The 4,203-nt window shown below is 41.3% G+C and carries 3 protein-coding genes; 1 reads left to right on the plus strand and 2 read right to left on the minus strand.

Features of this window, described 5'->3' with window-relative positions:
• Nucleotides 1–176: 176 nt before the first annotated feature.
• Entirely contained in the window at nt 177–347 is a 171-nt protein-coding gene (locus tag HDF25_RS26020; RefSeq protein WP_184629273.1) for a DUF4372 domain-containing protein, read from the plus strand.
• A gap of 133 nt (nt 348–480) precedes the next feature.
• Here the strand turns inward: HDF25_RS26020 and HDF25_RS25660 are convergent, their stop codons facing one another.
• Together HDF25_RS25660 and HDF25_RS25665 are read right to left on the minus strand one after the other, a co-directional pair.
• Nucleotides 481–3,339, minus strand: coding sequence for a M16 family metallopeptidase (locus HDF25_RS25660; protein ID WP_260409473.1), 2,859 nt, complete (start codon nt 3,337–3,339; stop codon nt 481–483).
• A 313-nt stretch (nt 3,340–3,652) separates the two neighbouring features.
• Nucleotides 3,653–4,015 (minus strand): hypothetical protein, encoded by a 363-nt coding sequence (locus HDF25_RS25665; protein WP_184629274.1) that lies wholly within the window; start codon nt 4,013–4,015, stop codon nt 3,653–3,655.
• Between the last annotated feature and the right edge of the window lie 188 nt (nt 4,016–4,203).

Raw genomic sequence — 4,203 nt, forward strand, 5'->3', positions numbered from 1 at the left:
AAATACCATACGGCATTTTTCAGGCAGCTTTTCAACCTCTTCATTCATCAATTCCAATAACAGTATGTAGTGTATCCTGTCTTCCAGATCTCCGGCATCGGTAAGATGCTCCTTCATTGGCATTATGTCACCATCATGAGCATTAGCTTTAATTGCCATAAAAACCGCAGTCTCCGTTGAGAAAAGTAAATCTATTCAGCCAAATATCAGCTCATATTTCAAGAGAAAAATTTGACAAGTTAGTCTTGAAACACCAAAGTGATAAACATGCCAAAGGACTAAAGCTGGATTCGACTGGTGAGTACGCTCTTCTGTCCGATAAGTGGAGCAGGGTGACGGTAAATTAAAGTATTGATCTGTAGCAAGACAAACTACTACCGTACCTGGAACAATAACTCCAATTAATCAATGGTCTTCATCCGCCTTTAGACGAATAAGACCATTGATTTTTTTATTGTAATTTTAATATATCCGGAATGCCTATTTTTTCTCCGGCATTAGCACCAGTCTGATATAGTTCTTTCCAGTCACATATTTAGCAGCAATTTCCTTCAAACTCTCAGGAGTTACCTTCGCCATGGTTGCATCATAATCAAACACCTGGCTTAAAGGCTCTTTAGAAATCATTTGCTCACTTAAATAGCCCGACCAGAAGTCATTCGTTTTCAACTGTGTCTCTCTGCTTCTTGCATCCTCTGCTTTAAATTTATTTACATTTTCCAAAGACGGCCCGTCTTTCTTCAGCTTGTTCACCTCATCAACAGCCGAAGCGATCAGACGTTCCACATTTTCCGGTGCACAACCAAAAGAAACCACCAGTCTAAATCTTTCTTCAGGAAATTTAGATGCGCCCGCTTGTACGCCTGGTGAATAAACGCCGCCCTCATCCTCACGCAGTCTTTCCAGCATTCTGATCTCCAGAGCTTCTTTCATTGCATCTAATTTCAGGCTGTTTTCATAACTGTAATTCAATGCTCCGGAGAACACCAGGTAAACCGTGGCTTTCGGCTCTGAACCTTTATACACCGTCTTAGAAATCACACCTTCAGGAATCCGGATACCCAGGTTTTTTGCGTCTTCCTTTTTACCAGTAGAAGGAAGTGAGGCCAGATATTTCTCCAGTAAAGGTTTGATCTGTGCTTCATCTATACTACCTACAAAGGTAAAGGTAAGATCTGATGCATTAGAGAACCGTTCTTTGTAAATAGCATAAGCCCTATCCAGGCTGATCTGGTTGACCTTATCCAGACTTGGTCCCGTACGGCGAACATTATAATTACTCAATACTGCACTAACGGTATCACTAAACACTTTGTTAGGATCATCTGACCTGTTGGCCAGTCCGTCTTTCGCCTTGGCAATGATCCCTTTAAAGATCTCTCCATCTTTACGAGGTTCAGTAATATAACCATACAATAACTGAAGCGCTGTTTCCAAATCTTTTGGTGTTGCGCTACCGTAAAATCCCTGCGTGCGTTCTCCGATATATGGCCCAACCCCTAGCTGTTTGCCTGTTAAAAATTTATCCAATTGCGTAGCACTATAATTGCCTACACCACCTGATTCCACTACACTTGCAGCATTTTCCGCACTTTGAAAATCTGCATCACTATACAATGAAGTCCCACCATTAGAGAACGCATTAAACTGGATCTGGTTATTTTTAAAATCCGTTTTCTTTAAAATAACTTTTACCCCGTTGCTTAAAGTAAGTGTGGTAATCCCAAGCTTCGCATCCTTTTCTTCTTTAACAATTTTTCCCGGAACCGGGGCAGTTGCCAGCAATGGCAACGTACTTACATCATCTTTAAAAGCTTCCAGTTTTTCATCATTTACACTAGCTACCCAGCTCAGCACCTTAGCTTCGTCTGGTAACGTGGCTTTATCTTTATCGGGAGCCAAAACCACAATATCCCTGTTGCTATCTTGTATGTAATCTTTGCTTACTGCATTCAGTTCAGCAAGGGTAATACCAGGAATAAACTTATGGACCAGATCATTTTCTTTTACAATACCCGGAGCCGCAGTTTGCTGCAGGAAATTCTGCAGGTATTCTGCAACATAAGATTCCGACTCGGTTTTATCCTTCTCTTTAACAGCAGCTTCCATGCTGCTCAGCTTGTTTTGTTTAGCCCTATCCAGTTCCGTCTGTGTAAAACCAAAAAGCTGTGCCCGGCGGCTTTCCCTCCAAACTGCTTTAAAACCTTTTTCCAGCTCTCCTGGTTTGGCCACTACACTGGCCACATAACTATCCAGACCTCCTAGTAGTCCACCAATACCTGCACCGCCCTCTAAAAATGGAGGGTCAGCTTGTCTGGATAATTCGGTGTAACGGTTGCTCAGCATTTGATTAAATAATCCGCGGATCAGCGAAGCACGATAGTCGCTTTCTGTTTTCATTTCCGGTTCTGTATGTTTGATCATCACCTGGACAATGGTATTAGTCATTTCTTTATCGGTGACCACCATAAACTGATTTTTACCAGTTAAAGGAACCCTGTACTTTGTTCTTGGTTTTTCGCTGGCCGGGTTCTTCAGGTCAGAAAATTTCGCCTTGATGGCTTGTTCCATCTTGACTACATCGATATCCCCAACAACAATCAGGGCCTGTAAATTTGGACGGTACCAGTCGCGGTAATAAGAACGGATTGCTTCCGGTTTAAAATTCAATAAAACCTCGTCTGTTCCAATAGGTATCCGGGAAGCATACCTGGAGTGGTTCAGCATGACAGGCAGAAATTGTCTCTGCATCCGCTCAGAAGCACCTTTTCCCAGGCGTTTTTCTTCCATAACTACCCCACGCTCCTTATCGATTTCTACCGGATCCAGGGTTGCTTCCTGTGCCCAGTCACGCATGATCTGGATTCCGTTCTTCAGGATTTCCGGATTATCACTTGGCAGAGGCAACTGATATACAGTTTCATCAAAACTGGTATAGGCATTTAAATCCGCACCAAAGCGCACACCAGATTTTTGCAGATAGTTCACCAGCTCACTTTTCGGAAAATGCTTAGTTCCGTTGAAGCTCATATGCTCCATAAAATGCGCCAATCCCTGCTGATCCTCTGTTTCCAGAATAGACCCTACTTTATTGGCCAGGTACATCACTACCCTATTCTTTGGTTCCTTATTCTGGCGAATGTAATAGGTAAAACCATTTGGTAATTTACCTACACGAACAGAGGGATCCAATGACAAACCTCCCTGAGTAAGCGTATTAGCGGCAGCAACCTGCTTTCCTGAGGGTTTAGTTTTTTTAACCTGCCCATCGGTAACAGATGGCAGCAACATTCCCGCGACGAGCGCAGCAATTAATAGTTTTTGGTTTTTATATAACATATATTGTGCTTTTGTATTGATTCATTTCATGGTTATTTGTACATATCTATTTTTTTTCGGAGCAGAAATCTGCTCTTTTTCTACTTCAAAAGCTTCAGGATCCCCTCGCTATCAATAATAAGTATGCCCCCGCCGGTCTTCAGTGATGCCTTTCTGCAACCGGTATGTATAGCGGCGCTGTCCAAACATCGATGATATGCATCGAAATAATGAACACAGGCAATTCTGAAGATTGTAAATCCTCTAAACTTTAACCCTATCCGCTGTTTCCGGGAATTTGTTAAGTTCTTTGAATCTGGACCGTGTATTGTCCTTAATCAAGATACGTTTCATAACTTAAAGAGTCAGTACCATAACGGGATCTGTAAGCCTTTACTATTTCGTTAATGTAAAGATCTACGTCTTTTCTTTTAAGATCTTTTAAAGATTGATTTTTTCTTTCGCTATCAATCTGTGTATTCATTTTAGCTTTAAAATCGTTAATCTTGCTCACAAAAACATCCACAGGAATCTGGTAGGCACTGTACTTTAAACCGCCATTGACTATAGGGATATATTTATTCAATACCTCTTGTTTATTTCCCACCAGGGAGTCGGAAAGTTCTGATTCAGGTGTCTGTGCGAAACCGCTAAGAGCCGACAGCACCAATACCATATTAATTAATTTAATTTTCATGTTACTCATTCAGTTTATAATATTATAAAATTTTCCATTAGGCCTATATCTCCATTAAAGATTTATTAACACGGAATTTATTGACCCCAGACGATAACCAGGGGTTAGTTAACATCTCTGGTTATTTTACCTTCAAAACTGGCTAAGGGTTATCTTTGTAGCTGTATCACCATATTAGGTTGTTGGTT

Origin of the sequence: Pedobacter cryoconitis (genome assembly GCF_014207135.1) — a bacterium.
In the GTDB taxonomy this organism is placed as follows: Bacteria; Bacteroidota; Bacteroidia; order Sphingobacteriales; family Sphingobacteriaceae; genus Pedobacter; species Pedobacter cryoconitis_D.

Excerpts from the sequence above, each read along its gene's own strand:
- HDF25_RS25665 (WP_184629274.1), bottom strand. The coding sequence starts at position 4,015 with ATGAAAATTAAATTAATTAATATGGTATTGGTGCTGTCGGCTCTTAGC.
- HDF25_RS25660 (WP_260409473.1), bottom strand. The coding sequence starts at position 3,339 with ATGTTATATAAAAACCAAAAACTATTAATTGCTGCGCTCGTCGCGGGA.